This window comes from Coriobacteriia bacterium (genome assembly GCA_041658765.1).
In the GTDB taxonomy this organism is placed as follows: domain Bacteria; phylum Actinomycetota; class Coriobacteriia; order Anaerosomatales; family JBAZZO01; genus JBAZZO01.
On record JBAZZO010000016.1, the window covers coordinates 1 to 25,826 of the forward strand.

Consider the following 25,826-nt stretch of genomic DNA (forward strand, 5'->3'; position numbering starts at 1 on the left):
CTCTACAAGCTCAACGCCCGCAAGAACCCGAGATGGAAAGAGGAGGTGAAGGCGTCCGACGTCGAGTACCTTTATTGTGAGGCAACGAATCAGTCGCTCGAGTACCTTTTATTCTGAGGCATCACGGTCGGCGCGCCCTCAACGCCTCAGGGTGACCTCACCGGAACTCACGCGCGCCGTGCCGTCCGGGGTGAGGACGAGCAGGCGCCCGGCGTCGTCGACGCCGTCGGCCTTCCCCGCCGTCACGATCGCCCCGGTCCCGTCTCGCACCTCGACGCTCGTCCCCGCAAGCGCGTCGAAGCGGCGGTACTCCGGTACGAGAGCGCCGAAGCCTCCGGCCAGCATCTCCACGTACGCGCGCGCGAGCCCGTCGAGGACGGCGGCCGCGACCTCGGCGAGACGCACTTCGGGAAGGGCGTCGACGAGGTACGCCGCACCCGGGAACCGCTCCGCGGGCGGATGGACGTCGACGCCGCACCCCGCCACGACCCACTCGACGCGGTCCGCCTCGGCCGACATCTCGAGCAGGACCCCGGCCACCTTGTCGCCGCCGAGCATGACGTCGTTCGGCCACTTCACGCCGACGTCGGCCCCGAGCGCCCGGAGCCCCCGGGCGATGCCGAGCGCCGTCGCCGGGGACAGCGCCGACACCGCGGCGGCCGGCATCGGCGGCCGGAGCAACGCCGAGACGTACACCCCGCCCGGCGGCGACGACCACTCGCGCCCGAGACGGCCGCGCCCGGCTGTCTGCTCGGCCGCGAGGACCGCCGTCCCTTCCGGCGCACCGGCACGGGCCAGCGCCTTGCAGTCGTCGTTCGTGGACTCGGTGACCATGCCGCCTTCGAGTCTCGACCAGATCGCGCTGCGCAGGAGTGATGCCACCTCGTCCGGCAGGGGAAGGTCTGGCGCGGAGACCAGCGTGTAGCCCGAGCCCGGAGACGCGGCGATCCCATACCCGGCCGCCACGAGCGCGGCCACGTGCTTGGCGACCGCCGCGCGGCTGACCCCGAGCGCTCGGGCGAGCGCCTCGCCGGAGACCCCGGCCGCGCCGGCCTCCCGCAGTGCCTCGAGCACGGCGCGACGGCGCGACCGCGCGGCGTCAGTCGCGCTCACCATGCACCTCGTCCTCGATGCGCTCGAGGAGTTCCTCGTCGGAGATCCCCAGCGCGACCGTCGCGGCCCCCTGGCGGACGACGACCCTTCGACGCCCGAAGACCGCGAGACCGACGAGCGCGGCGACCAGTACCAGCCCCGCGATGCCCATCCGCGAGACCGCGCGCAGCGCGACGTCGAAGTTGCGTCCGGCGAGGAACCCTATCGCGCACATGACGCTCGTGTAGAGAACGGCGCCGAGCACCGTCCACAGCTCGAACCAGTAGACGCCCATCTTCGAGACGCCCGCGATCATCGGCACGAAGTTCTTCACGCCGGCGGCGAAGCGTGCGAGGAGCACGGTCTTCGAGCCGTAACGGTAGAAGTACTCCTCGGCGGAGCGGATGCGGCGTTCCGAGACGTGGAACCGATGGCCGTAGCGCAGGAGCGCATCGCGTCCCCCCGCCCTCCCCAGCTGGTACGACAGGTTGCTCCCAATGACGGAGCCCGTCACCGCCGCCGCCCACACGCCGGCCAGCGCCGCGAAGCGCCCGTCGCCCTGCGCCGCCATGAACGCCGCCGCCATGACGACGATCTCCCCGGGGGTGAACGACCCGACGATGAAGATGTTCTCGAGCACCGCCACGATGAGGACGATGGGAGGCCCGTACGCGCCGAGGAGCCCCAGGGCCCAGTCGACGGCGACGACGCCGGTCAGCGGTGTGGTCACGGCGCCGGTACTACTCCTTCGGCTTCGCGCCGAACCGGGAGGCGAACGCCTCGGCGGCGGAGACGAAATCGGAGGGCAGGACCACGATCGTCGTGGTGTTCTGTTCCGCGCCCACCTCGGTGATCATCTGCATGCGGCGAAGCTCGAGGGCCATCGGGTTCTCGGCGATCATGCGCGACGCCTGCGCGAGTTTCACGGACGACTCCTGCTCGGCCTCGGCCTTGATGATGCGGGCGCGCTTCTCGCGCATCGCCTGCGCCTCCTGCGCCATCGCCCGCTGCATGCTCTCGGGTATCTCGACGTCCTTCATCTCGACCATCTCGACCTTGATGCCCCACGGGTCGGTCGCCTTGTCGACGATCTCCTGCAGCGCGACGTTGATCTTGTCCCGCTCCTTGAGGACCTCGTCGAGCACGTGCTGCCCGATGATGTTGCGAAGCGACGTGAGCGCGACCTGGTACGTCGCGGTGTAGTAGTTGTTCACCGAGAGGATGGCCTTCTCGGGATCGAAGATGCTGAACCAGAGTACGGCGTTCACCTTGATGGTGACGCTGTCCTTCGTGATGGTCTCCTGGCGCTCGACGTCTACGGTCATGGTGCGCGTGTCGACCTTGCGCTGCCACTGCAGGAACGGGACGATCCAGTACAGTCCCGGCCCCTTGATGCCGGCGTAGCGTCCGAGGAAGAAGACGACGGAGCGCTCGTACTCGTTGCAGACGCGAAGACCCATGAGGAAGAACACGACCACGACCGCGAAGACGAGCAACCCGCCGCTGACCAGCAACCCCGTCATGACGACACTCCCCCTTCTCGACACCCGGCACGCTTCTCATCCAATCCCAGATCGAGCGGCGCGGCAAGCGTCAGTGCGCTCGACGACACCCGATCGACACCCGCGGCGGCGATGCCGGGGAGCCGCTCTAGCGTCACCCCGCCCGACGCCTCGGTGAGGACGGCGCGCCCCGCCGCAGCCTCGCGCACCGCGCTCACGGCGGCAGCGAGCGTGGCATCGTCCATGTTGTCCAGGAGCACGACATCGGCCCCGGCGCGCGCGGCCTCGAGCGCCTGCTCCACTGTGTCGGCCTCGACCTCGAGCACGAGGTCCGGGTGGGCGGCGCGAGCGGCGCTCACCGCGGCCGCGACGCCTCCGGCGCAGCGGACGTGGTTGTCCTTCACGAGGAGCGCGTCCCACAGTCCGAGGCGGTGGTTGTGCGCCCCGCCGACGCGCGCGGCGTACTTGGAGAGCGCCCGTAGGCCGGGCCATGTCTTGCGCGTGTCGTAGACGGCGAGCGACGGTCCCGCCGCCGCTTGCCAGGCACGCGCCTGCGTCGCGATCCCGCAAAGCGTCATGAGCAGATCGAGCGCCGAACGCTCGGCGGCGAGAACAAGGCGCGCGGAGCCCGAGACTTCGAGGACGGCGTCCCCCGCCGAGACGTCTGAGCCCTCGGCGACCAGCGGGAAGACGTCGACGTCGTCCGGCCTTCCCACGGCCTCGGCGAACATCTCGAACGCGCGGGCGGCCACGGGAAGCCCGCACGCGACGCCGGTTTCGCGTGCTCGCACCAAGCCGGAGAACGTCGACGCATCGAGGAGCACCGCGCCTGTCGCGTCGCGGGCGACGAGGCCGGGCTCGCCTTCCCCGCGCGCCGCGGCGAGCAATCGCGACGCCGGCACGCCGAGGTCCTCCGCGAGGGTCGCGGCGACGATGTCGTCGATGGGAGGCAGGTCGAAGCGGTCCACGGTCACCCCACCTCGGCCGGCACGAGGACGGGCTCCCCGCCTCGACGCCACACGACGTGCGAGCGCCACCGCGCATCGTCGCGTTCGGGGAAGTCGGCCCGCCAATGGGTGCCGCGACTCTCGGCACGGAACAGAGCGGCATCCGCGACGAGCGTCGCGACGGTGACGAGGTCGGCAGCCTCCAACGAAGCGGCGTCAGCTTCCGGAGCGACGAGCGCGGACCCCGTCGCCGCGAGCCGCGACGACGCCTCGGTGAGGCCTTCCGCCGTGCGCGTCATGGCGACGAGCGAGGCCATCGTCGACTGCACGTCGGCGCGGGCCTCGCCCGGAGACATCGCACCTCCCGCCGGAGCCGGGCCCTCAGGGAGCGCGAGACGACCGCCGCCGACGGGCGAGGCGTCCGTCTCGAGAGCGCGGACGATCCGTCTCGAGAGCACGAGTCCTTCGAGCAGCGAGTTGCTCGCGAGGCGGTTCGCCCCGTGCAGGCCCGACGCGGCGACCTCTCCCGAAGCGTACAGACCGGGCAGCGAGGTGCGTCCGTCGAGGTCGACGCGCACGCCTCCGATGAGGTAGTGCGCGGCCGGGGCGACCGGCACGAGGTCCCGCGAGAGGTCGTACCCCGCCTTCGCGCACGCGCCCCAGACGGTCGGGAAGTGGCTGCGCAGGTGGTCGGCTTTCAGATGACGCGCGTCGAGCCAGACGTTCGGCCGGCCGCAGCGCGCCATCACCCGCTCCATGGCGCGGCATACCACGTCGCGCGGCGCGAGCTCCGCGAGCGGGTGCACGTCGGGCATGAAGCGCCGCTCTTCGCAGTCGAGCAGGTATGCCCCCTCGCCGCGCAGCGCCTCGGTGATCAGGCACCGCGGGCTCGCGTCGCTGTCGAGCGCGGTCGGGTGGAACTGCACGAACTCGAGGTCGGAGACCTCGGCGCCCACCCTCCACGCCGCGGCGACGCCGTCCCCCGTCGCGACGCTCGGGTTCGTCGTCACGCGGTACGCCTGCCCGCAGCCGCCGGTCGCGAGCACGACGGCGTCGGCCTCGAAGACCTCGAGCGCACCCGTGCGCTCGTCGAGGACGAGTGCGCCCCGGCAACGGCCACCGGAGAGGAGCAGGTCCACGAGGAACCTCTCCTCCATGAGGTCGATGCCGGGCGTACTTCGCACGACCGATGAGAGGATGTCCTGCACCTGGGCCCCGGTGGCGTCGCCGGAGTGGAGCACTCGCGGGAGGCTGTGTCCGCCCTCGCGAGCGAGCGCGACCCGGCCGTCGTCGAGGCGGTCGAACCGCATGCCGTACGCCTCGAGCTCGCGCAGCGCCTCGCCGGCCTCGCTGACGACGGCCCTCACGACCGACTCGTCGCACAGGCCCTGTCCGACGACGAGCGTGTCGGCCAGGTGCAGCTCGACGGAGTCGGCCTCGCCCACCGCGCCGGCGATGCCTCCCTGCGCGTACCACGTGTTCGTCTCTGCGAGCTTGCCCTTGGTGACGAGGGCGACGGAGCGGTCTCCGGCCGCGTGGAGCGCGGCGGTGAGGCCGGCGATGCCGGAACCGACCACGAGCACCTCGCAGCGGTGTCGCGGGAGCGAGGCGAGGTCGGCGTCGAGCAGGCGCGCCCATCCCAGCGTGGCGGACGTCTCGGTGCGCGCTCCCGTCATCAGCCGATCGCCACCATGCGCTGCACGGCCCGCGCCGCAGAGACGCGCACGTCCTCGGGTACCTCGATCCTCGGCTCGAGCCGCGCGAGCGCGTCGCGCACCTTCTCGAGCGTGGTCAACTTCATGTTCGGGCAGAGCATGCGCGAGGCGAGATGGTGGAAGGTCTTGCCCGGCGCGGCGCGGCGCAGACCGTGGAGAAGTCCCTCCTCGGTCACCACGATGAACTCCGTGGCGTCCGAGGAGGCCGCGAACGCGAGCATCTGGCTCGTCGAGAGGACGGCGTCGGCCAGGTCGACGACCCCGGGCCGGCACTCCGGGTGCGCGAGTACGACCGCATCCGGATGCTCTTCCCTCGCCCGCGAGACCTCCTCCGCCGTCACTCGGTCGTGCGTCGGGCAGAACCCGTCCCACGCAACGATCTCGACGTCGGGAAGACCGCGCGCGACCCAGCCGGCGAGGTTGCGGTCGGGCGCGAACAGCACCTTGGGCACGCCCAGCGAGCGCACCACCTGCGCGGCGTTCGCCGAGGTGCAGCAGACGTCCGAGAGGGCCTTCACCGCGGCCGAGGAGTTCACGTACGTCACGACCGGCACGCCCGGGTACGACGCCTTCCATGCCGTCAGCTGGTCTGCCGACAGCATGTCGGCCATCGGGCACCCGGCGAGCATCTCGGGCAGGACGACTACGCGGTCCGGGGCGAGGATCTTCGCGGTCTCGGCCATGAAGTGCACGCCGGCGAAGACGATCGCGCTGGAGGCCGTGGCGGAGGCGAGGCGCGATAGCCCGAGCGAGTCTCCCACGAAGTCCGCCGCGTCCTGCACCTCGGCCCTCTGGTAGTTGTGGGCGAGGACCACCGCGTCGCGCTCGGCCGCGAGCGCACGGACCTCGGCGTGCAGCGCCTCGATGGAGTCGGGGCCGCTCACGAGGGGCGCCCCGGCAGGACCTCGATGTTGTCGATGAGACGCGCCGGCCCCACGCGCGCGGCCACGAGCGCCCGGGCCGGGCACTCGAGCGTCTCGATCGGCGCGAGCGAGCCGGGATCGACGACCGCCGCGTAGTCCAGCGCCGCAAGCGGCTCCGCAGCGACGGTCGCGGCGAGGACCGTAGCCAGCGCGGCGCCGGAGCGCTCGCCCGAGGCGGCAAGATCCGCGACGGCGCGGAGCCCGCGATGGAGGACGGTGGCCGCATCCCGTGCCGGCCCGTCGAGGTACGCGTTGCGGCTCGACATCGCGAGCCCGTCCGGCTCGCGCACGGTGGGACATCCCACGACGCGCACCGGCAGATCGAGATCGCGCACGATGTGGTCGATGATCACGAGCTGCTGGAAGTCCTTCTCCCCGAAGAAGGCGACGTCGGGGGCGACCATGCTCAGCAGCTTGATCACGACCGTGGCGACACCGACGAAATGGCCCGGTCTGCTCGCACCCTCCAACACCGTGCCGAGCACACCGGGATCCACCGTCGTCGAGGAGCCGACAGGATACATCGACTCCACGCCCGGCGCGAAGAGAGCGAAGGCGCCCTCGGTCGCGAGCAGCTCCGCGTCGCACTCCAGATCGCGCGGGTAGGCGGCGAGGTCCTCGCCGGGGCCGAACTGCGCCGGGTTCACGAACACCGAGACGAACACCGCGTCGGTCCGTGCCCGCGCCGCGCGCACGAGCGAGAGGTGCCCCTCGTGCAGGGCGCCCATCGTCGGGACGAGCGCTATCGTCCCTCCATCGCGCCTCACCCGGCCGACGGCCTCGCGCACCGCCTCGGGAGTGCCCGGGCGCTCCACCCTCACTCGCCCCCGTCGCGCGACCCGCTGAGCGCGTCGACGACCGCCGGGTCCGCGTGATGGTAGTTGGCCTCGCCGGGGAAAGCGCCTTCTCGCACCGCGTCCGCGTAGGCGGCGATCCCCGCCCGTACGGCCTCGCCCACCTCGGCGAAGCGCGTCGCGTGACGCGGCGTCCGTACTCCGAGGCCGAGGATGTCGTGGAAGACCTGGACCTGCCCGTCGCAGCCCGGACCGGCGCCGATGCCGATCGTCGGCACGTCGAGCGAGCGGCTCACGAGAGCCGCGACCTCGCCCGGGACGAGTTCGAGGACGATCGCGCAAGCCCCGGCGTCCTGAAGCGCGAGACAGTCGTCGCGCAGCGCGATCGCGGTGTCGGCGCCCTTCGCCTGGAGCCGGTATCCTCCGAGCGCGTTGACCGACTGCGGCGTGAGGCCGACGTGACCGACGACCGGGATGCCCGCCGTCACGAGGCGCGCCACGGTCGGAGCGACGGGACGCCCGCCCTCGACCTTCACCACCGCGGCGCCTCCCTCGGCGAGCAGGCGCCCCGCGTTGCGCAGGGCGTCCTCCGGGCTCACCTGGAACGAGAGGAAGGGCATGTCGGCCACGACGAGCGCACGAGAAGCCCCGCGAACGACCGCGGCCGTATGACGCACCATGTCGTCCATCGTCACGGGCAGCGTCGAATCGAATCCGAGCACCGTCATGCCGAGCGAGTCTCCGACGAGGATGACGTCGACACCCGCCTCCTCGGCAAGACGCGCGCTCGGTGCATCGTAGGCGGTCACCATCACGATGCGCGAGCCGGAGGCCTTCATCGATCTCAGAGTGGCGACGGTGACGGGACTGGGGCCCGTCTCAGGGGTGGCGCTCATGGCGTCTCCTTCCCGGTCACACCGTCCCGGCACCGGCCATCCGGGGTCCGGGCGGTCCCAGCGGGTCGAGCATCGAGTATATCATCGCTGGTGGAGACTGGCCTCAGGCCTCGCGAGAGGCGCGCTCGAGCACGAGACGCGCGGCCTGGGTGCGGCTCGCGGGCACCATGAGCCGCACGGGCTGCGTGATCCCGTACGCCGCGACGCCCGGGCTCGCGAACAGCGGCGGCGGGTCCAGAAGCGCCGGGATGCCCGCCGCGCGGAGCAGGCCCGCCTGGACGACGAGCGCGAACGCCCCACTCGCACCCAGCATCCCTCCCTGGAGCGCCTGCTCGAGGATCTCCCAGGCCTCGCCCGGAGCGGCCTCCGGTCCGGGCATGTCCCTCACGAGCGCAGGCGTGCGGTCCTCGAAACCCGGTACGGGACCGAGCACCGCGACGATGCGCCCTTCCACGGCCGCCTCGCGACCCGGTCGCGTCCCGTCGGGAAGACGCACGTCCGGCTCGACATCGAGCAGCGGCGTCACGACGAAGTCCCGCTCGAGCAGACGCGGGTGAGGCAGGACGAGGTCGGGCGTGTCGATCTCCTCTCCTCCGTGGAGCAGGAGATCGAGATCGATGACGCGCGGGCCGTATCGCTCGCCGCGCACCCGACCCAGCGACGCCTCGATGTCGAGGAGCGAGCCGAGCAGCTGCTCCGGCGTGAGCCGAGTGCCGATCCGCGCCACGGCGTTGGCGAACTGCGGCTGCCCCGTCAGGCCCCAGGGCTCGGACTCGTAGACCAGCGACACGGCGTCGACGGTCGTGCGCGACAGCGCGTCGATCGCTCTCAGCGCCGCGGCGATCATCTCGAGCCGGTCTCCCACGTTTCCGCCGAGAGCGACGAACGCGTCCGTCATCACGTCACCGTGCCGTGCTCGATCGCGTCCACCATGCGCACGACCTTGACGGTCGCGGACACGTCGTGGACGCGTACCGCCGACGCGCCGCGCGAGACGGCGTACGCGGCGACCGCGAGACTGCCTTCGAGACGCTCGGTCGCCTCGCCGCCGAGCACGGCTCCGACGAAGCGCTTGCGCGAAGCTCCCACGATGATGGGCAGACCGATGCCGACGAGTCGCGGGAGCCGCCGGAGCAGTTCGAGGTTGTGCTCGGCCGTCTTACCGAATCCGAGACCTGGATCGATCGCGACCCGATAGGGAGCCACCCCTTCACTCTCGAGTACCTCGACCCTTCCCAGAAGGTACTTCGCGACCTCGGACGTCACGTCATCGTAGCGCGGATCGTCCTGCATCGTGGCGGGCTCTGAGAGCATGTGCATGACGACGACCCCCGCCTTGCAGCGCACGGCGACGCGGACCATCTCCGGATCGCGGAAGCCGGAGATGTCGTTGATGACGGACGCCCCCGCCTTCACGCACGCCTCGGCGACGGGCGCCCGGCGTGTGTCGATGGAGACCGCGACTCCGGCGGCGGCCAGCTCGCGCACGACGGGGAGTACGCGCGCGAGTTCGGTCTCGACAGGCACCTCCTCGGCGCCCGGGCGCGTCGACTCCCCGCCGACGTCCACGATCGACGCCCCGTCGGCGGCCAGCGCGAGTCCGGCAGCCACCGCGGAGACCGCATCGACGGTCCCGTCGCTCGCGACGAACCTACCGCCGTCGGAGAACGAGTCGGGCGTGACGTTCAGGATCCCGATCACGAACGGTGGCCGACGCGGGAAGCGATGCTCCCCGCAGCGCCAGACGCGGCCGGCGCGGCCGGCCAGGTCTCCGGAGATGCAGCCGTGGCCCGCGCCGGTGTCGTCACTCTCCGCCATGCCTCGCCCTCCCCGGGCCTATCGGCCCTTGATGAGCGACATCGCCTCGGCGCGCGTCGCCGCGTTGCGCTCGAACAGGCCGCGGACGGCGGACGTGGTGGTGATCGCTCCAGGCTTCTGGACCCCCCGCATCGACATGCAGAGGTGCTCGGCCTCGATGACCACCATCACTCCGGAAGGTCCCAGGTTCTCCACGATGGTGTCGGCGATCTGCGCGGTCATGCGTTCCTGGACCTGCGGCCTGCGTGCGAAGACGTCGACGACTCTAGCGAGTTTCGACAGACCGCAGATGCGCCCCTCCGGCCCCGGGATGTAGGCGACATGCGCGCGGCCCATGAAGGGGACGAGGTGGTGCTCGCAGAACGAGTAGAGCGGGATGTCGCGCACGAGGACCATCTCGCGATGGCCTTCGTCGAAGGTGACGCAGAAGTGCTCCGCCGGGTCCTGCGTCAAGCCGGCGAAGACCTCCTCGAACATCGAGGCGACCCGCTCCGGCGTTCGCGCGAGCCCTTCGCGGTCCGGGTCCTCTCCGATGCCCTCCAGGATGAGGCGGACCCCTTGCGCGATCCTCTCAGTGTCCATCCCACGCTCCCGCCTCACGCGTTGTGTCCGTGTCCGTCACCCGACAGTATCTCACCCGCGGACGTCGCGCGTCGCTCGCTGGGAGCGAACCTTCGCCAGATGCGGAGCATGCGACGGCTCGTCGTCTCGATGCGCCGGCGCACGCCTTCGCTGCGCCGCTCCCAGCGGTCCGTCCCCGGCAGGTGCATGTAGTGGCCCCGGCGTCCGTGCGAGATCGCGTCCTGCGCGCAGTGGAGAGCGATGCCCAGATGCGCGGCGCTGGCGTCCCTGACAGCGCGGCGCAGGTGCGAGCGCGCGAGGTCGCAGGCGCCGAGCCTCAGGAAGTGGTAGCCGTGGGAGTGCCGGTCGCTTCCCGGGAAGAAGCGGTCGGTCCACACGTCCCAGTACGCGACCTCCTCGGCCAACCTTGGAGGGATGCCCTCTTCGATGGCCCATTCGCGCGTCAGCCGGTAGTGCACGTAACCGTTCACGCCGGCCTCCCGGGCGTCAGACCTCCGGCACCACCGCGGTCGGCGAGCCGTCGCCTTCGACGGCCTTGCGACGCCGCACGCGCTTCGGCTTCTGCGCCTCCGCGGACTCCTGGGCGGCGCGCTCCTTGACCAAGAACTCGTCCCAGCGGTCCTCGAGGAGCGCGGTGAGCTCCTCCTTGTCGACGGTCTCCCGCTCGACGAGCACCTGCGCCATGAGGTCGAGTTGCGCCCGCCGCGTCGAGATGATGGCGTGCGCGCGCTCGAAGGCGTCGTCGATGAGGCGCCGGACCTCCTTGTCGATCTCGAACGCGATCTCCTGGGAGTAGTCCGGCGTCGCCCCGAAATCGCGACCGAGGAAGACCTCGTGCTGCGCGTCGCCCAGCGTCATCGGGCCGAGCTTGTCGGACATCCCGTAGCGCGTGACCATCTGCCTCGCGAGCTTCGTCGCGCGCTCGATGTCGTTGCTCGCGCCCGTCGTGATGTCGCCGATGGAGACCTCCTCCGCGACGCGGCCGCCGAGGAACATGGCGAGGTTGTCGACCATCTCGCCCTTGGTGACTAGGAACTTGTCCTCGGTCGGGAGCGCGAGCGTGAACCCGAGGGCCTGCCCGCGGGCGACGATGCTGATCTTGTGGATCGGATCGGTGTTCGGCAGCACGTGACCGACGAGCGCGTGGCCGGACTCGTGGTAGGCGATGACGCGCTTCTCCTTGTCCGAGATGATCCTCGTCTTGCGCTCGGGACCGGCGAGCACGCGCTCGATGGCCTCCTCGAGCTCGATCATGTCGACCTCTTTCTTGCCGTGCCGCGCGGAGAGAAGGGCCGCCTCGTTCACGAGGTTCGCGAGGTCGGCGCCGGTGAAGCCCGGCGTGCGCCGCGCGAGCACCTCGAGGTCGACGTCCGGGGACAGAGGCTTGCCGCGCGCGTGGATCTTGAGGATGCCCACCCGCCCGCGCAGGTCGGGCGAGTCGACGACGATCTGCCGGTCGAAACGGCCCGGGCGCAGCAGCGCCGGGTCGAGGATGTCGGGCCGGTTCGTCGCCGCGATGAGGATGACGTTGTCCTTGATGTCGAAGCCGTCCATCTCCACGAGGAGCTGGTTGAGCGTCTGCTCGCGCTCGTCGTGACCTCCGCCGAGACCGGCGCCGCGATGGCGTCCGACAGCGTCGATCTCGTCCATGAAGACGATGCAGGGCGCGGCGGCCTTCGCCTGCTCGAACAGGTCGCGGACGCGGCTCGCGCCGACGCCGACGAACATCTCGACGAAATCGGAGCCCGAGATGGTGAAGAACGGGACGGCCGCCTCACCCGCGACCGCGCGGGCGAGCAGCGTCTTGCCCGTGCCCGGGGGGCCCACGAGCAGGACGCCCTTGGGGATCTTCGCGCCGAGCGCCTGGAACTTGCCTGGGTTGGCGAGGAACTCCTTGATCTCGCGCAGCTCCTCGACGGCCTCGTCGGCGCCCGCGACGTCCTTGAACGTTATCCGCGGCTGGTCCCGCGTGATGCGCTTCGCCTTCGCCTTGCCGAACGACATTATCCGGCTGTTGCCGCCCTGGAACTGCTGGAGGAAGAAGAACATCACGAAGATGAGGAGGACGATCGGGAGCAGGCTCGAGAGGAGCCCTACCCACCAGCCGGTGTTCTGGGGATTGATGGTGTATCCCTCGACCGGCGGATGCTGCCGCAGCAACTCGAGGAACGAGTCTTCTCCCATGTAGAAGCTGCGGAACGCCTTCGGCTTCGCGGCCTCCTTGGCGGCCGCCGTCGGGTAGTAGTCTCCGACGATCTCCTTGTCCTTGACCTTCACCTCGACCTTGAGCACCCGGTCTTCCTTGAGCGCGGATGTGAACGTGCTCGTGGTCAGGTCGACCCGGTCGCCCGTCGTCGTCATGCTCGTGGCGATGAAGAACAGGAGCCCCGAGAGCAGGAGCAGGTAGAGCAGGACTGTGCGAAGGTTCTTGTTCACGCGGTCGACTCCTCGGTCGGAAGCGCCGTCCGTCGGCGCCTAGGAGGTATATACCTCCGGCTTGAGGACACCGATGTAGGGCAGGTTACGGTAATGCTCCGCGTAGTCAAGCCCGTAGCCCACGACGAACTCGTCGGGGATGCGGAATCCGATGTAGCGGCAGTCGATGGGCACCCTCTGCTTGCCTTCCTTCGAGAGCAGCGTGACTACCTCGAGCGAGCGGGGCTTGCGGGACGCGAGGTTCTTGAGCAGGTACTTCAGCGTCAGGCCCGTGTCGAGGATGTCCTCGACGACGAGCACGTGGCGATCGTCGATGTCCTCGTCGAGGTCCTTGAGGATGCGCACGACGCCCGACGACTTCGTGGTCGAGCCATAGCTGGAGACGGCCATGAAGTCGATCTCCACCTGGGACGGGATCGCGCGGGCGAGGTCGGCGAGGAACAGCGCGGCGCCGCGCAGGACCGCGACGAGCAGTACCGGCTCGTCGCCGTAGTCGCGGCCGATCTCTTCTCCGAGCTCGTGCACCCGCCGTGCGATGCACTCCTCGGTGAGGACGATCTCCTGAACGTCAGGATGCATCCTTAGCGTCCTTCCCTCGACGCAACCACTCTCGCCCGCCGGACCATGTCAGCCGCAGCGCTCGCACGGTCTCCGGCGTGACCTTCACGCTTTCGCCGATGCGCACACCCGCGACCCAGACCACCTTGCCGCCGTCGCGGACCACCGGCACGCCGGCACGCAGGCGGCGCGGTATCTTCTCGTCGACGAGCAGGTCCTGCAGCTTCTTCGTTCCAGACATGCCTAGCGGGCGGAACCGATCGCCGTCCCGAGGACCGTCCACCACGAGCGGCCCGCCGGTCAGGCGGCCCGCATCGACCAGCACCTCGAAGGAACCGGTGGGGACGTCACCGGGATCCGCCCAGGCCGCGCGCATCTCCCCGCGCCCGCCGAGACCGGCCGAACCGGGGACTTCGAGCAACGCCGGCTCCGGCGCGACCTCTTCGCCCATGCGCGCGACGACAAGTGTAGCGTACTCGGTGAACGCCCGCAGTCCCTCGGGCAGGTCACGGGAGAAGCCGTCATCGGTGAGGCCGTAGACGATCGCCTCGACGTGGTCGAACTCGAGCCGCGACGCCTCCGGGAAGGCGGCGAGCACCGCCGCTCGCACGGTACGCCGCGCCATCGCGGGAGACAGCGTCGCCATCAGGCGCCGGTCGAATCGCACCTCCCCGTCCGTGGACGATGAGAGGTCGGCCGCGAGAGCGTCGGCCATCCCCGCCAGCAGCCTGTCCTCGTCGCCGAGGACGGTGACGAGCCGGGCGAGCGTCTGTGAGAAACGCGGGTTGATCGACTCGGCGAGCGGCACCAGCTCCGCCCGCACGCGGGCGCGCAGCCGCGTCGTGTCCGCGTTCGTCGCGTCCTCCCGCCAGGCCTGGCGAAGCGACGTGAGGTACGCGACGACGTCTGCGCGTCGCGCCTCGAGCAGCGGCCGCACGACGCGCCCGCGCACCGGCGGCAGCGCCAGAGCGCCCGACCCGCTCCCGGTGACCATGCGGATCAGGAACGTCTCGAGGGCGTCGTCCCGCGTGTGTGCCGTGAGCACCCGGCCCGCGCCGCGCGGGACGCCGAGCGCGTCGCAGCGCGCGTCGGCCTCGTCCTCGGCGAACCGGTAGCGCACGCGCCTTCCCGCGTCCTCGAGGTTGAGGCCCTCGGCGGCGGCGTACGCCGACACGTCGTAGCGGGCGACACGACACTCCACCCCGAGGGATGCGCACAGGTCGGCGACGAACGCGGCGTCCGCGTCGGAGTCCGCGCCGCGCAGCCGGTGGTCGATGTGGAGGACCGACAACTCCGCGAGCGCACCGAGCTCCCCGGCGGCGAGCAGCCTCAGCAGCGCCGTGCTGTCGGCGCCGCCCGAGACCAGCGCGACCGCGACGCTGCCCTCGGGCAGCATGCGCTCGCGCTCGGAGGTCGAGCGCGCGAGCGCGGGGAGACCGGGTGTGGGGACTCGGGGTGGCATGCCCCCAGGGTACCGCCGCGGCGCGCGGCGCGCACGGGCCGACCGGACCGCCCCGGTGCGTCCCCGTCCAGACCTCGGCAAGGTCCTGGTAAGACCCGTCTCGTATCCTGCCCGCGGATGAGCCTGCAGGCCTCCGGGGACCACACACTTCGAGAACGAGGGGGGATTTCAGATGAGGAGGACAGGCACGCTCTTCGCCGTGGGCGCTCTGATCGTCGCCGCCACGGCGTGGGGCCTGACGGTCTCGGTCGGCCGCAGCAGCGAGGTCTTGCGCCGCAGCGAGCTGCCGGACATCGGCTTCGACCGCACCGTGGGAAGCGCCAGGACCGCCGTTCGCGCGCGTTGGGGAGACGCCGCGGACGAGGTCGGGATCAGCTACGACGGCGAGACGGTGGGGCCCTACAGCTTCGGGATCGACGACCGCGACAGGGTCTACGTGCTCGACCAGATCAACCGGCGCGTCGTGCGCTACCGTGACGGAGCGGTGGAGGCGACGTTCTCGCTGCCGGGAGTCTGGTGTGAGGACATCGCCGTGTCGCGCGACCGCTTCGCGGTGCTCTACCGCACGCGGACCGAACGCTCGATACTGCTGTTCGACGCCGACGACGGGCAGGTAGCGACACTGACGATCGACCCGAGCGCCCCGGACCCGTACCGCGTCCGGATCATCGAGGACGAGGTCTGCATCGAGTCCCACGACATCAGGGGAGCGGGCTTCTACGTCATCGGGAAGCTCGACGGGTCCACCGTCGCCTCGGAGACGCAACGCACGATGAAGCAGGACGGATTCCCGACGCCCACCGGTGACGCGATAACGGGCGGTGTGATCGACGAGAACGACGTCCGCATCGACGTCGAGTCCCGCGACGGCGCGCCCAAGACGCGGATCCGCATGTTCTCGAAGAGGAGGTTCTCGGGGATCCCCGAGGTCTCAGGCGACCTGCGCGGCAACGTCTACGTCGCCTACGGCCTGTACTGGGAGAACCCGAAGGACATCAACGACCGGAAGGGCCGGCTGGTGATCGCGAAGTACGCGAGCGACGGCGAGCTCGTCGGCCGCGTCGAGACCGAGAACGACTGGTACGCCGAGCCGATCCGCAAGGTGGTCGTCACGCCGTCGGGCGAGATCTACCACCTCGCCAGCGATCGCAACGGTATCCGCATCCTTCACTGGACGCACGGGCGATGAGAGGGGACACGACCATGAAGAATCGATCGAACAAGCTTCTCGCCGGCGTGACGACCGTCGTCCTCGCACTCGCCATGACTCTGGCGACCGCGACATCGGCGCTCGCCTGCACCTGCCCGACGATGGTCGACTGGAGCATCATCGACAGAGGGCAGACGGGTGTCGGCAGCCACTACTGGTGGGGACATGCGTGCTGGAACCCCTCGAATCGCGCGTGGGGCGGCGCCGACTGTTCGGGTTTCGTCGGCAAGAGCTGGCAGGTCGCCCGGCCGTCACCGACGACGGAGGACTACCATCCCTACGGGACGTGGCACTTCTTCAACAGCAACCCTCACTGGTACCCCATCGACCGGGGCCAGGCGTTCAAGGGTGACGCGTGCGGCTATCCGGATCCGGACGGCACCGGCACGGGGACGGGCCACATCGTCCTGTACTGGTTCGGGAATCCGTACAAGACCGCTTGGGTGCTCGAAGCCGCGGGGAGCGCGACTGGGATCGTGCAACACACCCGCGACCTTTCCAACGGCAAGTGGAAATTCATCCGCCGGCACAACGTGATCATGACGGCCGGGCCCATATAGGCTAGACCCATCGCGGCGGTCGGCCCTCGCGCGGGTCGGCCGCCCGCGGCCCCAGCGGGTCACGCAGCCGCCGGATGCCGAGTGTCCAAACCCCTCTCGGCGGCCCCGACGAACGCATCGAGGATGAGCGCGAGCGCCGCGGCGAGCACACCGCCCTGCAGGGTCACCGCGGGGTCCTGGTTCACGAGACCGGAGATGATCGCCGCCCCCAGCCCGCCGGCGCCCGCCATCGCCCCGACGGTCGCCGTCGAGACGTTCACGACGACCGAGACGCGCACGCCTGCGAGGATGACCCGGGCCGCCGACGGGATCTCGACGCGCCACAGGACCTGGCGCGGAGTCATGCCCATCCCGCGAGCGCTCTCGAGCATGTCCTCCGGCACGCCCTGCAGACCGGCGATGGTGTTCCCCAGTACGGGCAGCACTCCGTAGAGCGTGAGCGCGAGCACGGTCGGCTCGAACCCGAACCCTAGAAGCGGCACGGCGAGCGTGAAGACGGCGATCGGCGGGAACGTCTGCCCGAGGTTCGCGAGGTCTGCCACGACGTCATGGAAGTCGCTGCCGGCCGGTCTGGTGACGAAGATACCGAGACCGACTCCGGCGCCGACAGCCAGAGCGCTCGATAGCGCGACCATCTCGAGATGACGCGCGATCATCTCCAGCATCGTGGACTGCTGGTAGAGGAGGCGCGCCTCTTCTGGGAAGAACCGCCCGAGCACCACGGTCCACGCGCCGGGCCACGCAGCGAGCACGAGGTATGCCGCGAATGCCGCGAGCGGACCCGCGAACAGCCTGGCCCACGGACTTCTCAGCGGCCTCATGACAGCGGCCTCCGGAACCGGGCGACTATGTCGGCGACACCGACGCTGCCGACCAGCGCGCCGGACTCGTCGACCACACCCACGACGTCCTCGCCGGTCTCCAGGATGCGCGCGAGCGCCTCGCGCATCGACGCCCCCACGGCCACGCGCCCCTCCCGCCCCTCGGCATCCCGGGCCGGGCCGAGCGCCTCGGCGATGGGGGCCAGCGAAAGGCGCTTGAGTGCGCGCTCTCCGCCGACGAACCCCGCGACGAAGTCGTCGGCCGGGTAGGCAAGGACGCGTTCCGGGACGTCGTACTGGACGAGTCTCCCCTCGCGCATGATCGCGATGCGATCGCCCAGGCGCACGGCCTCGTCCATGTCGTGCGTGACGAAGACGACCGTCTTGCGCAGCCTGCGCTGGATCTCGAGGAACTCGCACTGTAGCCTGTCGCGCGTGAGCGGGTCGACGGCTCCGAACGGCTCGTCCATGAGAAGCACGGGCGGGTCCGCCGCGAGTGCGCGCGCCACGCCCACGCGCTGCGCCTCGCCGCCCGACAGTCCGTCCGGATACGCATCCGCATAGCGGTCCGGATCGAGCCCGACCAGCTCGAGCAACTCCCGCACCCGGCCGTCGATGCGGGAAGGCTCCCATCCGAGCAGCCCAGGGACACACCCGACGTTCTCTCGCACCGTCCGGTGCGGGAACAGCCCGACGCCCTGGATGGCGTATCCGATCCCGCGGCGCAGTTCCTCGACCCGCGACTCGCACACGTCACGGCCATCGAGCGTCACCCTGCCACCATCCGGCTCGATGAGGCGGTTCACCATCCTCAGCGTCGTCGACTTCCCGCATCCGGAGGGACCGACGAGCACGCACACCTCGCCCTCGGTGACCTCGAAGGACAGGTCCGTGACGGCGTCGATACCGGCTCCCGGGTAGCGCTTCGTGACCGAATCGAACAGGATCACGCGACCGCCTCCGTCCCGCCGTGACGAGGGGTGATGAGACGTTGCGCGGCGCGCATCAGCGAGTCGACCGCCAGCGCCAGGACGACGAGCGCGACCGCTCCCAGCAGCACAAGGTCGGGCGACTGTTCCGCGAGCCCCTGCGTCACGAAGAGACCGAGCGTTCCCGCCGCCGCGAAGGCGCCGAGCGTCGCATTCCCCACGGTCTGCTCGGCCGCCGTGCGCATGCCCGAGAAGAGGACGGGCATGGCGAGCGGCAGCTGCACGCGCGTGAGGACCTGCCCCCGCGTCATGCCCATGCCCAGCGCCGCGTCCACGGTCGCGGGCGGCACTCCCGCGAGCCCGGCGTACGTGTTGCGCGCGATGGCGAGCAGGGCGTACAGCGTGAGCGCGACGATCACGGGCGCCCAGCCGAGACCGCCGAACCCGACGGCACGCAGCGCTGGGACGGTATGGGAGAGCCAAGCGAACGGTCCCACGAGGATGCCGATCATCGCGAGCCCCGGGATGGTCTGGAAGAGGCTCACGGTGGCGAACACCGACCGCTCGGACCGCGCCGAGACGTATGCGAGGACCCCGAGGCCCACACCGATCACGACCGCGACGCCGACCGAGATCGCCGCATACGCCAGATGGCGGGCGACCTCCGTCCAGAAGCGGTCCGCCCAGTTGCGGTACTCCATGAGGATGCCCAGATCGTGGAGGCGCCCGCTGGCGAGCAACGCCGCGATGCCCGTCGGCACGGCAGCACCGAGCGCCCGGCCCGCCGGTGTGTGCCTGCCCATCTCGCGGCGACTGGCGACGACGAGCGCATACGCGACGAACACCGCCACCCACACCCCGCCGCCGATCGATACCCGCGCGAACGGCGCCGCGCCCGCGAGCAGGCGGCGCGCGGCGACCTCGCAGAGCGCGACGAGCGCCAGAACGAGCGCTGCGGCCAGCCAACCGCGTGCGGACGCCGATCTGCGGTCCCGACCCGCGCCCAGCGAGAGACCGGCCACTGCGAGGAGGAGCACGACGGGCAACGACGCCCACGGGCCGAGGGCGTGCGTCAAGGCGACACCCGTCCCGCTGTCGACACGGAATCGGCGCACCACGGCGAAGGGCAATGCGGAAAGTGATACGAGGCCGACGACCGCGGCCGTGAGACCGACCTTGTGGACGCGCGCGCCTACTTGAGGAGACCGTTCTTCTTCAGGTGATCGGTCGCGACGGCCTCGGCCGCCTCGCCTTTCACCTGGATGCGGGCATTGAGCTCCTGGAGCCGCTGCAGCGTGAGCGATCCGAAGACCGGCGCGAGGAGGGTCTCGATCTCCGGGTACTGGTCGAGTGTCGCCTTGCGCACCACCGGCGTGGGCCAGTAGACGAGTTGCGCCTCCAAGTCGTCGGTGAGCACGACGAGACCGAGGTCGGAGAGCGCTCCATCGGTGCCGTACGCCATCCCAAGGTTCACTCCGTCGGTGCCGTCGGCCACTGCCTTCTCGGTCTGAGCGGTGTTGCCTCCCGACAGGACGACCGTCTGGTCCTTCCTCAGGCTGAAGCCGTAGGTCTTCTTGAAGGCGGGCATCGCGTCCGGGTTGTTCAGGAACTCGTCAGAGCACGCCAGCTTCGTCCGCTTGCCTGCCTTGATGTACCTGGCGAGGTCCGACATCGTCTCGAGCCTGTTGGCGTCGGCGAAGTCCTTCTTCACCGCTATCGCCCAGGTGTTGTTCGCCTTCGCGGGGGCCAGCCACACCATGCCGTTGCGCGCCAGATCGAGGCTCTTGACCGTCTCGTATCCCTGCTGTGCGTCCTTGTACAGCGCCGGGTCCTGGTCCATGAAGAAGATGAGACCGGAACCCGTGTACTCGGGGTAGATATCGATCTCTCCCTCGAGCAGCGCTCTGCGCACTATGCCGGTCGTGCCGGTCTGCGTCTTGTCGACCACCCTGAAGCCGTCGTTCTCGAGCACGAGCGCGATCATCGTGCCGAGGAGCTTCCCTTCGGTATCGATCTTCGAGCCGACGGTGACCGGGCCCTTAGACTTCGGCAGGGGGGTCTTCGCGCACGCGCAACCTGTGAGCGCGACGGCGAGCGCGAACACGACGGCGAGCGCCTTCTTCACTGCTACCCCTCCTCGGGTGACTCCACTATCAGAGAACGCGAGGCGTGCGCCCTCCCGTCCGATGTGTCAGTTTACGACGAACCAGCTCGTCCCGTTCATCCACGGAATGGAATAGCCGGCGCCGGCGAGCGCGCGACCGACGGATGCGTCTCGCCCAGTGGTGCTAGAATCGCCTCCGTGGCCTCACTCGAACTCATCGATCCCGCGCTCGAACCGATCGCGGCGAAGGTGCTCGCCGGCGAGCGACTCTCCCGCGAGGACGGCATCGCACTCTACGCGAGCGCGGACCTGATCGGCGTCGGCCGGCTCGCCGACGTCGCACGGCGGCGCATCAACGGCGACCGCGTGCACTTCATGGTCAACCGTCACATCAACCCGACGAACATCTGCCGCAACCGCTGCAAGTTCTGCGCGTTCGCCCGAAGCGCGGGCGAAGAGGGCGCATACGAGATGACGCTCGACGCGATCGTCGAGGCCGCGATGGCGGGCGCCGCCGACGGCGCGTACGAGATCCACATCGTGAGCGGACTGCACCCCGAGTGGAGCTACGACTTCTACCTCGACATGGTGCGCCGGGTGCGCGAAGCGGTCCCCGCCCACGTCATCGTCCAAGCGTTCACGGCCGTCGAGATCGAGCACATCGCCCGCATGGGCGAGAAGACGACACTCGAGGCGCTCGCCGACCTCAAGGCCGCCGGTCTCGACGCCCTGCCGGGCGGCGGGGCCGAGATCTTCTCGGACCGCACCCGGCTCGCCGCGTGGGAGAAGAAGACGCGCGCCGACGACTGGCTGCGCATCCACGGCGAGGCGCATTCGCTGGGCATCGCGACGAACTGCACGATGCTCTACGGCCACATCGAGACGATCGAGGAGAGGGTCGACCACCTCGTGTGCCTGCGCGAGCAGCAGGATCTCTCGGGCGGCTTCCTCGCGTTCATCCCGCTCGCCTTCCACCCGGCGAACACCGAGCTCTCCGACCTGCCCTCCACGACCGGCTTCGACGACCTCAAGACGCTGGCCGTCGCTCGCTTGATGCTCGACAACATCCCTCACATCAAGGCCTTCTGGATCATGCTCGGCCTGAAGATCGCGCAGGTCTCCACGGCGTTCGGCGTCGACGACCTCGATGGGACCGTCGTCGAAGAACGCATCACGCACATGGCCGGAGCGACGACACCGGAGGCCCTGTCGAAGGACGACCTCGTCGCGATGATCGCCGAGACCGGCCACGTGCCCGTGGAGCGCGACACGCTCTACCGCGTCGTGCGCGTATATGGCGACCCCGCGAAGGAGTGAGGGTGCGGCCGCGGCTCGGACACATCCAGTTCATCAACTGCCTGCCGCTCTACTACGGCCTCGTGAAGAACGACGCCCTCCTCGACGTCGACCTGGTCAAGGCGGCCCCGAAGGGCCTCGCGACGATGCTCGTGGCGGGGGAGCTCGACATCGCCCCGATCCCCGCGATCGAGTACGCGCGCCACGCCGACGACTTCGTCCTCCTCCCCGACATCGCCATCTCGTCCGACGGCGAGGTCCAGTCGATCCTGCTGCTCTCGGAGGCCCCCGCCGAGGCGCTCGGCGGCGCTACCGTCGCGCTGACGAGCACGTCCCGCACGTCGCAGGTCCTCGCTCAGGTGCTGCTGCGGCAGCGCTGGGGCGTGGACGCGAACTACGTGGAGATGCCTCCCGACCTCTCGAGCATGCTGCGCGACGCCGACGCCGCCCTGCTCATCGGTGACGACGCGCTGCGAGCGTACTGGCAGCAGCCGTCGGGCCTGCACATCTACGACCTCGGGATCGAATGGAGAGACTGGACCGGTCTGCCGATGGTCTACGCGGTGTGGGCGGTGCGCCGCGAGTTCGCCGAGAGACGGCCCGACGCGGTCCGCGACGTCTCGGACGCGCTGAGCGACTCTCTGACGTACTGCCGCACCAACCTCGACGACATATCGGCATACGCGGCCCGATGGGAGGAGTTCCCCGCCGAGAGGTTCCGCAGCTACTTCGACGCGCTGCAGTTCCGCTTCGGACCGCGCTACCGCGAGGGCCTGAGCCGCTTCCTCGCCGAGGCCCACGCGCTCGGACAGCTCGATGCCGTTCCCGAACTGCGGATCTTCGGAGAGGGCCGATGACTTCTCGAGGCGATCTCCTCGGCGAGGTCGCTGCGGGCGGGCGCCGCCTGACCCCGGACGAGGCGCTCGACCTTCTCGTCCACGCGGACCTGCTCGACCTCGGCCACGCCGCCACGGCGATGCGCGCGCGCCTGCACCCGGCGCGCGAGGTCACCTTCATCGTCGACCGCAACGTGAACTACACGAACGTGTGCGTCTCCGGCTGCAGGTTCTGCGCGTTCTACCGCGATGCGGCCGACCCGGAAGCATACGTCATGGGACCCGAGGAGCTCCACGCCAAGGTGGAGGAGACCCTGGCGCTGGAGGGGACGGCCGTCCTGCTGCAGGGCGGACTCCATCCCGAGCTGCTCGTCGATTGGTACGAGGAGATGCTGCGCGGGCTGAAGGCTCGCTACCCCGCCGTCCACGTCCACGGATTCGGCCCGCCCGAGATCGTCCACATCGCCCGCGTCTCGGGCATCACGACGCTCGAGACCCTTCAGCGCCTGCGTGAGGCCGGCCTCGATTCCATGCCCGGCGGCGGTGCGGAGATCCTCGTCGACCGCGTGCGCTCCCACGCCAGCCCGCGCAAGGCGACGAGCGACGAGTGGCTGGACGTCATGCGAGAGGCGCACGCTCTGGGCCTCTCGACCACCGCCACGATGATGTTCGGGGGCGAGGAGACGCTGCCCGAGCGCGTCGAGCACCTGCGGCGCATCCGCGAGGTCCAGGACGAGGCCGTAGCCGCGGGGCGCGTCGGCTTCCGCGCCTTCATCCCCTGGTCGTTCCAGCCGGGCAACACGGAGCAGGGCGGCACGGCCACGAGCGGCTGGGACTACCTGCGCACGCTCGCTCTCTCGCGTCTCTTCCTCGACCCGGTCCCGCACATCCAGGCTTCCTGGGTCACACAGGGCGCGAAGATCGGCCAGGTGGCTCTCGCGTTCGGCGCGGACGACCTCGGCTCGACGATGATCGAGGAGAACGTCGTCGCGGCGGCCGGCACGCGTTTCATGCTCGCGCGCGACGAGCTCGTGCGGCTCATCCGAGACGCCGGATACGCCCCCGTGCAGCGCGACACGCTCTATCGCGAGGTGCGCCGCTTCTAGCGAGTTGTGACGGCGGACACCATCGTGTGGCCTCGGTGCTCCGGTTCGGGTAACTTCCTCTGAAGGAGGTGGGCCATGCCGTCAAAGAACGTCCCACACGCGGACTTCGGTGTCTGCGGCGGCTCGGGAACGCTGTCGTTCGAGTTCCCGGCGGCGCTGCACGACGAGCGCGTCACGATGCTCGGCGACGGGCTCGTCTTCGAGACGCCGTTCGGCATGAGCCCCCCGTTCACCCACTTCCGGGTCGTCGGCCCGCTGGGGCCCCGCGACGCCCTCGCCGTGCGCATGCACGGCTGGCGCCGAGGGGTCAAGCGCGCCGACGCGTCGCTGCAGGTCTTCTGGGTCTTCGCCGAGGCGGGCGTGCGCAAGATCGTCGCCGACGGCGGAGTGGGAGCCCTAAACCCCCTGCTCGACCCTCGGGACGTGGTGCTCCCCGACGATTTCCGCGACCTCACCGTCCGCCAGGACATCTACATCCGGGGAAACCACCTGCTGATGATGCGGCGGCCGGTCTGTCCCGACCTGCACCGCCACCTCGTTCTGGCCGCGAGCGAGTCGTTCGCGCGCGTCTTCCCGCGCGGGACGTACGTGGTCACCGACGGCCCGCGCTTCGAGTCCGCGGCCGAGGTCGAAGCGATACGCCGAGGTCCGGGCGACGTCGTCGGACAGTCGCTGGCGCCGGAGATCGTCCTGGCTCGCGACATCGGCGCGTGTTACTCGGGCATCTACATGGTCGTGAACCATGCCGAGGGGGTCGTGCGCGACTGGGAGCACTCCGAGTTGCAGGCGATCTTCTTCCAGGAGTCGGAGACGGTCGCCCTGTGCGTACTCGATGCTGTCGCGGACGCCGACCTCAGCGCCGACTGCGGTTGCGCCAGCTTCCGCAAGCCCAGCCTGCTCGAACCGCCCGAAGGGTAGCCGTCCCAGATGCTCGTCACAGCCGACTGGGTCCTGCCGATATCCGAGGCCCCCATCCCGCATGGGGGCGTTCTCGTCCGCGGGTCGCGGATCACCGCCGTCGGTCCCGCCGACGAGATCGTTCGCGCGCATCCCAAGGAGCCCGTCACGCATCGACCGGGCTGCGCCCTGCTCCCCGGTCTCGTCGACGCTCACACGCATCTGTCGCTCTCGGCGATGGCCGACGTCGTCGGACGCCTACCATTCCCGGACTGGCTGGCCCGGGTGGTCCGCGGCGTGCGCATCCTCGAACCCGACGACATGGCCGCGTCCGTCGCGCTCGGTGTCCACGACTGCCTCCGCGGCGGCATCACGGCGGTGGGAGACGTCGCGTACGGCCCGGAACCGCTCGCGACCGCGGCCGACGCCGGAGTCGCAGGCGTCTTCTTCTGGGAAGTGCTCGGCATCTCCGAGAGCGAGTTCGTCTTCACGCTCGCGGAGCGCGAGTTCCCGACGGCCAGCGGCGGACGCTGCGACGGACGCACCCGCTGCGGCATCAGCCCGCACTCGGTCTACACGGCCGGACCCGGCCTCCTGCGCGCGACGCACCGGCTGTCGCGAGAGAACGGCCTCCCGTTCAGCCTGCACGTCGCGGAGTCCCTCGCCGAGATGGATCTGCTGGTGAGGGGAGGAGGCGCTCTCGCCGGCGTCGCATCGCGTCTCGCATTCGGCTTCCGTCCGCCCATCACGAGCCCGGTACGCTACCTCTCCCGGCTCGGGGTCCTCGAGGGGACGCTCGCGGTGCACTGCGTCCACCTGATCAAGGGCGACGCGCATCTCCTCGCCCAGCAGTCGGCGGGCGTCGTGCTCTGTCCCAGGTCGAACGCCTTCCTCGGCAACGGCGCGCCGCCCGTCGCGGAACTCATCGAGGCCGGTGCGCTCGTCGCTCTCGGCACCGACTCCGCGGCGAGCAACGACGGGCTCGACCTCTTCGAAGAGGCACGCGCACTGCGGTCGCTCGAGCCCGGGCTCACTCCGCGAGACGTGCTGCGCATGATGACCGCGGACGGTGCGAAAGCCCTGGGCCTCGACGAGGACTTCGGGACGCTCGAGCCGAAGAAGCAGGCGGACATCGTCGCGGTGCGCGTCGGGAAGACACGCGACCCGGAGTCGGCGTTGGTCGAGATGGGCGGGAAGGAGACCGTCGACTCGGTCATGACGGCAGGCCTCTGGCGCGTGCTCGGAGCGCGTCCGGTCTTCGAGACCCTCGAGACTGAGAGGGCCGCGAGTAAGGTCACCGAGAAGGTCGCCGCGGAGCTGCGCGCCTGACGCGGAACGAGAA

The 25,826-nt window shown here is 70.2% G+C and carries 26 protein-coding genes; 7 read left to right on the forward strand and 19 right to left on the reverse strand.

Translation table 11 applies throughout. The features are described 5' to 3' along the window. Nucleotides 1-138 precede the first annotated feature (138 nt). From WC971_09180 to tilS, 15 genes are all read right to left on the reverse strand, one after another. Nucleotides 139-1,113, reverse strand: coding sequence for a biotin--[acetyl-CoA-carboxylase] ligase (locus tag WC971_09180; GenBank protein ID MFA5844984.1), 975 nt, complete (start codon nt 1,111-1,113; stop codon nt 139-141). After that, complete coding sequence (locus WC971_09185; GenBank protein ID MFA5844985.1) at nt 1,100-1,822, reverse strand: DedA family protein; 723 nt, start codon at nt 1,820-1,822, stop codon at nt 1,100-1,102. The genes WC971_09180 and WC971_09185 overlap by 14 nt, the downstream gene beginning before the upstream one ends. Nucleotides 1,823-1,832: 10 nt before the next feature. Further along, entirely contained in the window at nt 1,833-2,615 is a 783-nt protein-coding gene (locus WC971_09190) for a slipin family protein (GenBank protein MFA5844986.1), read from the reverse strand. Next, the gene (gene nadC / locus WC971_09195) at nt 2,612-3,562 is read right to left on the reverse strand and encodes a carboxylating nicotinate-nucleotide diphosphorylase (protein ID MFA5844987.1); all 951 of its coding nucleotides are present in this window, start codon (nt 3,560-3,562) and stop codon (nt 2,612-2,614) included. Before nadC ends, WC971_09190 begins: the two co-directional genes overlap by 4 nt. A gap of 2 nt (nt 3,563-3,564) precedes the next feature. Next, entirely contained in the window at nt 3,565-5,217 is a 1,653-nt protein-coding gene (gene nadB, locus WC971_09200) for an L-aspartate oxidase (protein ID MFA5844988.1), read from the reverse strand. Continuing rightward, a complete protein-coding gene (gene nadA, locus WC971_09205) occupies nt 5,217-6,140 on the reverse strand; it encodes a quinolinate synthase NadA (GenBank protein ID MFA5844989.1) in 924 nt (307 codons plus the stop codon). Before nadA ends, nadB begins: the two co-directional genes overlap by 1 nt. Beyond that, the gene (panC, locus tag WC971_09210; protein MFA5844990.1) at nt 6,137-7,000 is read right to left on the reverse strand and encodes a pantoate--beta-alanine ligase; all 864 of its coding nucleotides are present in this window, start codon (nt 6,998-7,000) and stop codon (nt 6,137-6,139) included. The genes nadA and panC overlap by 4 nt, the downstream gene beginning before the upstream one ends. After that, complete coding sequence (panB, locus tag WC971_09215) at nt 6,997-7,869, reverse strand: 3-methyl-2-oxobutanoate hydroxymethyltransferase (protein MFA5844991.1); 873 nt, start codon at nt 7,867-7,869, stop codon at nt 6,997-6,999. Before panB ends, panC begins: the two co-directional genes overlap by 4 nt. Nucleotides 7,870-7,972: 103 nt before the next feature. Next, a complete protein-coding gene (gene folK, locus WC971_09220) occupies nt 7,973-8,767 on the reverse strand; it encodes a 2-amino-4-hydroxy-6-hydroxymethyldihydropteridine diphosphokinase (protein ID MFA5844992.1) in 795 nt (264 codons plus the stop codon). Beyond that, a complete protein-coding gene (gene folP, locus WC971_09225; protein MFA5844993.1) occupies nt 8,767-9,687 on the reverse strand; it encodes a dihydropteroate synthase in 921 nt (306 codons plus the stop codon). The genes folK and folP overlap by 1 nt, the downstream gene beginning before the upstream one ends. Before the next feature lie 18 nt (nt 9,688-9,705). Next, nucleotides 9,706-10,269 carry a GTP cyclohydrolase I FolE gene (gene folE / locus WC971_09230; protein MFA5844994.1) on the reverse strand — a complete coding sequence of 188 codons (564 nt, stop codon included), beginning with the start codon at nt 10,267-10,269 and terminating at the stop codon, nt 9,706-9,708. A 14-nt stretch (nt 10,270-10,283) separates the two neighbouring features. Then, nucleotides 10,284-10,739, reverse strand: a complete 456-nt coding sequence (locus WC971_09235) for a hypothetical protein (GenBank protein ID MFA5844995.1) — start codon at nt 10,737-10,739, stop codon at nt 10,284-10,286. 16 nt (nt 10,740-10,755) lie between these two features. Next, nucleotides 10,756-12,705 (reverse strand): ATP-dependent zinc metalloprotease FtsH, encoded by a 1,950-nt coding sequence (gene ftsH, locus WC971_09240; protein ID MFA5844996.1) that lies wholly within the window; start codon nt 12,703-12,705, stop codon nt 10,756-10,758. Nucleotides 12,706-12,744: 39 nt separating this feature from the next. Further along, nucleotides 12,745-13,284, reverse strand: a complete 540-nt coding sequence (gene hpt, locus WC971_09245; protein ID MFA5844997.1) for a hypoxanthine phosphoribosyltransferase — start codon at nt 13,282-13,284, stop codon at nt 12,745-12,747. After that, nucleotides 13,274-14,725 (reverse strand): tRNA lysidine(34) synthetase TilS, encoded by a 1,452-nt coding sequence (tilS, locus tag WC971_09250; protein ID MFA5844998.1) that lies wholly within the window; start codon nt 14,723-14,725, stop codon nt 13,274-13,276. Before tilS ends, hpt begins: the two co-directional genes overlap by 11 nt. 172 nt (nt 14,726-14,897) lie before the next feature. On the opposite strand from tilS, the gene WC971_09255 reads away from it, so the two are divergent. Together WC971_09255 and WC971_09260 are read left to right on the forward strand one after the other, a co-directional pair. Continuing rightward, on the forward strand, nt 14,898-15,914 hold the full coding sequence (locus WC971_09255) for a hypothetical protein (protein MFA5844999.1): 1,017 nt from the start codon (nt 14,898-14,900) through the stop codon (nt 15,912-15,914). Nucleotides 15,915-15,928: 14 nt separating this feature from the next. Beyond that, nucleotides 15,929-16,495: a hypothetical protein gene (locus WC971_09260; GenBank protein ID MFA5845000.1), complete on the forward strand. Its 567-nt coding sequence runs from the start codon at nt 15,929-15,931 to the stop codon at nt 16,493-16,495. Nucleotides 16,496-16,554: 59 nt separating this feature from the next. Here the strand turns inward: WC971_09260 and WC971_09265 are convergent, their stop codons facing one another. The 4 genes from WC971_09265 to WC971_09280 all read right to left on the reverse strand — a co-directional run bounded on the left by WC971_09265 (nt 16,555) and on the right by WC971_09280 (nt 20,349). Further along, a complete protein-coding gene (locus WC971_09265; protein MFA5845001.1) occupies nt 16,555-17,316 on the reverse strand; it encodes an ABC transporter permease in 762 nt (253 codons plus the stop codon). Next, nucleotides 17,313-18,266, reverse strand: a complete 954-nt coding sequence (locus WC971_09270) for an ABC transporter ATP-binding protein (protein ID MFA5845002.1) — start codon at nt 18,264-18,266, stop codon at nt 17,313-17,315. Before WC971_09270 ends, WC971_09265 begins: the two co-directional genes overlap by 4 nt. After that, on the reverse strand, nt 18,263-19,321 hold the full coding sequence (locus tag WC971_09275; GenBank protein ID MFA5845003.1) for an ABC transporter permease: 1,059 nt from the start codon (nt 19,319-19,321) through the stop codon (nt 18,263-18,265). Before WC971_09275 ends, WC971_09270 begins: the two co-directional genes overlap by 4 nt. Nucleotides 19,322-19,437: 116 nt before the next feature. Next, the gene (locus tag WC971_09280; GenBank protein MFA5845004.1) at nt 19,438-20,349 is read right to left on the reverse strand and encodes an ABC transporter substrate-binding protein; all 912 of its coding nucleotides are present in this window, start codon (nt 20,347-20,349) and stop codon (nt 19,438-19,440) included. Nucleotides 20,350-20,547: 198 nt separating this feature from the next. Between WC971_09280 and mqnE the strand changes: the two genes are divergently transcribed. The 5 genes from mqnE to WC971_09305 all read left to right on the forward strand — a co-directional run bounded on the left by mqnE (nt 20,548) and on the right by WC971_09305 (nt 25,813). After that, complete coding sequence (mqnE, locus tag WC971_09285) at nt 20,548-21,666, forward strand: aminofutalosine synthase MqnE (protein ID MFA5845005.1); 1,119 nt, start codon at nt 20,548-20,550, stop codon at nt 21,664-21,666. 2 nt (nt 21,667-21,668) lie between these two features. Continuing rightward, nucleotides 21,669-22,502, forward strand: a complete 834-nt coding sequence (locus WC971_09290; GenBank protein MFA5845006.1) for a menaquinone biosynthesis protein — start codon at nt 21,669-21,671, stop codon at nt 22,500-22,502. Then, on the forward strand, nt 22,499-23,587 hold the full coding sequence (gene mqnC / locus WC971_09295; protein ID MFA5845007.1) for a cyclic dehypoxanthinyl futalosine synthase: 1,089 nt from the start codon (nt 22,499-22,501) through the stop codon (nt 23,585-23,587). The genes WC971_09290 and mqnC overlap by 4 nt, the downstream gene beginning before the upstream one ends. 75 nt (nt 23,588-23,662) lie before the next feature. Beyond that, nucleotides 23,663-24,505 (forward strand): MTAP family purine nucleoside phosphorylase, encoded by an 843-nt coding sequence (locus WC971_09300; protein MFA5845008.1) that lies wholly within the window; start codon nt 23,663-23,665, stop codon nt 24,503-24,505. Between the two features lie 9 nt (nt 24,506-24,514). After that, complete coding sequence (locus tag WC971_09305) at nt 24,515-25,813, forward strand: amidohydrolase family protein (protein MFA5845009.1); 1,299 nt, start codon at nt 24,515-24,517, stop codon at nt 25,811-25,813. Nucleotides 25,814-25,826 lie beyond the last annotated feature (13 nt).

Coding starts and splice junctions, on each gene's coding strand:
- WC971_09300 (MFA5845008.1), top strand. CDS start 23,663: ATGCCGTCAAAGAACGTCCCACACGCGGACTTCGGTGTCTGCGGCGGC.
- hpt (MFA5844997.1), bottom strand. CDS start 13,284: ATGCATCCTGACGTTCAGGAGATCGTCCTCACCGAGGAGTGCATCGCA.
- WC971_09265 (MFA5845001.1), bottom strand. CDS start 17,316: ATGAGGCCGCTGAGAAGTCCGTGGGCCAGGCTGTTCGCGGGTCCGCTC.
- folP (MFA5844993.1), bottom strand. CDS start 9,687: ATGGCGGAGAGTGACGACACCGGCGCGGGCCACGGCTGCATCTCCGGA.
- WC971_09255 (MFA5844999.1), top strand. CDS start 14,898: ATGAGGAGGACAGGCACGCTCTTCGCCGTGGGCGCTCTGATCGTCGCC.
- mqnC (MFA5845007.1), top strand. CDS start 22,499: ATGACTTCTCGAGGCGATCTCCTCGGCGAGGTCGCTGCGGGCGGGCGC.
- folE (MFA5844994.1), bottom strand. CDS start 10,269: ATGGACACTGAGAGGATCGCGCAAGGGGTCCGCCTCATCCTGGAGGGC.
- WC971_09305 (MFA5845009.1), top strand. CDS start 24,515: ATGCTCGTCACAGCCGACTGGGTCCTGCCGATATCCGAGGCCCCCATC.
- nadB (MFA5844988.1), bottom strand. CDS start 5,217: ATGACGGGAGCGCGCACCGAGACGTCCGCCACGCTGGGATGGGCGCGC.
- WC971_09190 (MFA5844986.1), bottom strand. CDS start 2,615: ATGACGGGGTTGCTGGTCAGCGGCGGGTTGCTCGTCTTCGCGGTCGTG.
- folK (MFA5844992.1), bottom strand. CDS start 8,767: ATGACGGACGCGTTCGTCGCTCTCGGCGGAAACGTGGGAGACCGGCTC.
- WC971_09260 (MFA5845000.1), top strand. CDS start 15,929: ATGAAGAATCGATCGAACAAGCTTCTCGCCGGCGTGACGACCGTCGTC.
- panB (MFA5844991.1), bottom strand. CDS start 7,869: ATGAGCGCCACCCCTGAGACGGGCCCCAGTCCCGTCACCGTCGCCACT.
- tilS (MFA5844998.1), bottom strand. CDS start 14,725: ATGCCACCCCGAGTCCCCACACCCGGTCTCCCCGCGCTCGCGCGCTCG.